At 44.3% G+C, this 3,452-nt stretch carries 2 protein-coding genes; one reads left to right on the top strand and one right to left on the bottom strand.

Translation table 11 applies throughout. From position 1 onward, the window contains the following. Positions 1-201 precede the first annotated feature (201 nt). Positions 202-2,391 carry a M3 family metallopeptidase gene (locus ACX5KA_RS01935; RefSeq protein WP_458730299.1) on the bottom strand — a complete coding sequence of 730 codons (2,190 nt, stop codon included), beginning with the start codon at positions 2,389-2,391 and terminating at the stop codon, positions 202-204. Positions 2,392-2,645: 254 nt separating this feature from the next. Between ACX5KA_RS01935 and ACX5KA_RS01930 the strand changes: the two genes are divergently transcribed. After that, complete coding sequence (locus ACX5KA_RS01930; protein ID WP_061094035.1) at positions 2,646-3,164, top strand: YgjV family protein; 519 nt, start codon at positions 2,646-2,648, stop codon at positions 3,162-3,164. Positions 3,165-3,452 lie beyond the last annotated feature (288 nt).

The following is a 3,452-nucleotide window of genomic DNA, read 5'->3' as shown; positions in this document are numbered from 1 at the left end:
CTAATCACGAAAGATCAACACGCCTTAGGGAAAGAAGATTGTGAAGCATAATTGACCAATAGGTCAATAGAAAGATGAGGGTTGATACCAACACTTATTACAAAAAGGCCCTCTGACTTTCATAGAAAACGAGAGGGCCAATGTCATGCTGAAGCTACAGATTTAATTAGCAACAGACCTAGGAAAAGTAAGTGCTAAACCTTACTCTTTGTTTTCCTTAGGAATTGGGAAACCACGGTCACGCATCAATGCATCTACCTTGGCATCGCGGCCGCGGAACTTGCGATAAGCTTCGGCTGGATCCATAGCATTACGTACAGCGAATAGGTATTTCACTAAGCGATCGCCTACTTCTTTATCGTAGAAACCACCCGGTGCTTCCATAAAGGCTTCTGCTGCGTCGGCAGTAAGTACCTCTGCCCACATGTAGCCATAATAGGCCGCTGCATAACCTTCACCCGAGAATACGTGACCGAAATGAGGTGAACGGTGACGCATAACGATTTCTTCTGGCATACCTAGCTTCTTAAGCTCTTCACGCTCAAAAGTATCAGGGTCAATCTTGCTAGGATCGGTAGTGTGATACTTCAGATCCATAATGGCAGAAGCCATGTACTCAGTGGTTTTGAAGCCTTCATTGAAGGTCGAGGCCTTCTTAATCTTCTCAACCAGTTCAGCAGGAATTGGTTCGCCTGTTTCATGGTGCACTAGGTAGTTGTTAATAACCTCATCGGTGGTTAACCAACGCTCTAGTAACTGAGACTGGAACTCAGTGTAATCGCGTACGCCAGAATGCGAAGATGGGTATTTTACGTCAGACGCTAAGAAGTGAAGTGCATGACCAAATTCATGGAAGTAGGTCTCAGCATCATCCCAAGAAATAAGCGTAGCTTCGCCGTCAGCGCCTTTCACGAAGTTCGAGTTGTTAGAAGACAATACGGTTTTCTTGCCATCGAACGTGGTGTAAGAGCGATACGTGGTCGCCCAGGCACCAGAGCGTTTACCCTGGCGTGAGAATGGATCAAGGTACCAAAGGCCAATGTGTTCACCGCTGTCTTTGTCCGTTACTTCCCATACTTTCACGTCTTCGTGGAATACTGGCACTTTGCCTTCTTCAACAGGTGTGAAGTTGAAGTTGAACAAGCGACCGGCAACGTAGAACATTGCTTCGCGAAGCTTATCAAGCTGTAAGTACTGTTTTACTTCGTTTGAGTCTAGGTCGTATTTCGCTTGGCGTACTTTCTCTGCATAGAAGCGGTAGTCCCAAGGTGCAATAGTAATGTCTGCACCTTCTTTATCTGCAATGGCTTGCATGTCAGCTACTTCTTCTTCAACGCGAGCAATAGCGGCTGGCCATACTTTCATCATAAGATCCATGGCGTTTTCTGGGTTCTTCGCCATGCGATCTTCTAAACGCCACTGTGCGTAATTTTCGTAACCTAATAACTCAACGCGTTCATCTCGAAGGGTTAGGATACGTTTAATGATATCGTTGTTATCAAACTCGTCGGCATTGTCGCCGCGGTTATAGTAAGTACGCCATACCTTTTCACGAAGCTCACGATTAGTTGAGTAGGTCAAGAACGGATCCATAGACGAACGCGTATTGGTAATCGCATATTTACCTTCTTCGCCGCGAGACTCGGCTGCCGCTTTTGCTGCTTTAACGAACGAGGCTGGTAAGCCATCAAGCTGGTCTTCGGTAATATAAGTTACGTAGTTTTCTTCGTCTGCTAGTACGTTGTTAGAAAACTTGGTGTGCAGCGTAGCAAGTTCTTGGTTAATTTCAGCGTAACGCTTTTTCGCTTCGCCATCTAACGTTGCGCCATTGCGTGCGAAGCTATTGTAAGTCATCCACGTAATGCGTTGTTCTTCTGGCGTGAGTGATTTCAGTTCATCAGACTCGTATACCGCTTTTACTCTTTCAAAGAGTTTTTCATTTTGCGTAATTTGAGTGAAGAAAGCTGATAGCTTTGGCGACATTTCTGCCTGAATTTCGCGGAATTCAGGGCTAGATTTGTTAGAACTCCAAATGCCGTAGTAAGTGAATACACGGCCAAGCTCTGCACCTGCGCGCTCCATTTCAACTATGACGTTTTCAAACGTTGGCGGTGCTTCGTTATTAGCGATGGCTTCGATCTCTTTAAGATTCAATTCCATGGCTTTTTCTAGCGCAGGCTTCAAATCTTCCAAATTCATTTTATCGAAAGCAGGCACGCCACCGTACGGGCCTTTAAACTCTTGAAGCAGCACGTTATCAAATTGTGCTTGTTGAGATGTCGCTGTATTTTGTACATCTGTGCTGGTGGTCTCAGGTGCTTTTTGTTCTGAACATGCACCGAGTGCAACCACAACCGCCATAGCGGTGAGTGATGATTTAAATTTACCCATGAGTTTTCCTGTCTGTTTTTATCTATACGTTTTATGACAAAAACCATCTTAAGATAATGTAAAAATAAGTTAAATGCTCTTCAACGTAATTCCTTGCAGCACAACGGTTTGAAGAGAAATCGCGCTGATATGCAATTCGTCGAAATTGGTCAAATTTTGATTGGCTTTATGCTGCTTGGAAATTACACTGCGCGCGTTCTGAATAGCTGTCTTCCGCAGCTCGTAAACCACTGACTTTTTTTACTGTGATCACCATGTTTGAATTACTTCTTCACGCGTTTCCCGTTGCATTCGCTTTGGCCTCCTTTTGGTCGAACACTGAACGTAAATTACTGCTAATGAATTTGGGGTTATGTATTGCTATTGGCTCACTTTTGGTTTTCGAGCAAGCGTGGGGAGGAGCCGTAGTAATTACGGTGGCAGGGCTGAGTACCAGTTATCGTTTAATAAAACAAAAACTACTGTCTCCTGTGGCAACCTATATTACATTAATCTCTATGATGGTTATTGTACTGACGGTGAATAACCTAACCGGTAAAACATCGTTAGTTGAAGCTATGCCGGTGTTAACTTTCATGGCATACCGGTTTGGCGAACTTCACTGCAAGGAAGCGGGTTTAAGGGTATGCATGATCATTGGCTCCATCAACTTCACTGCGTACGGAATAATTACGCAAACGTGGGGATTAGCCATTACTGAAGCCCTGTTTGCAGCCTCGAACCTGTGGTATTACATGAAGCTAAGACGTGCCATGCGTACCAGCCCAGTTTGAAGCATAAAATAGTTCATGTCAGACCGATAACTGCACTAACCTAATGACAAGAATGCGGACGTACTGAAACCGTTGCTTGTATTGAAACCATAGCCGCTTTGTGATTTATTGCGTCTTTAAAGGGAATCAAAATTTCATAGGGAAGACGATGCAACGCAAACCCATCGACAAGGCACTATTTCTTGGTGTTCCAGCATTTCTATTGGCTCTTTTTATTTTAAATATCACTGCAGAAGGTGAAGTGAAACTCGCGGCTACTCTAAGGCGTGTTGATCTTTCGTGATTAGT

It is taken from the genome of Alteromonas alvinellae (genome assembly GCF_902705805.1).
The sequence above is the reverse complement of the archived record's forward strand: the minus strand, read 5'-3'. Positions and strand labels throughout refer to the sequence as shown.

Excerpts from the sequence above, each read along its gene's own strand:
- ACX5KA_RS01930 (WP_061094035.1), top strand. The coding sequence starts at position 2,646 with ATGTTTGAATTACTTCTTCACGCGTTTCCCGTTGCATTCGCTTTGGCC.
- ACX5KA_RS01935 (WP_458730299.1), bottom strand. The coding sequence starts at position 2,391 with ATGGGTAAATTTAAATCATCACTCACCGCTATGGCGGTTGTGGTTGCA.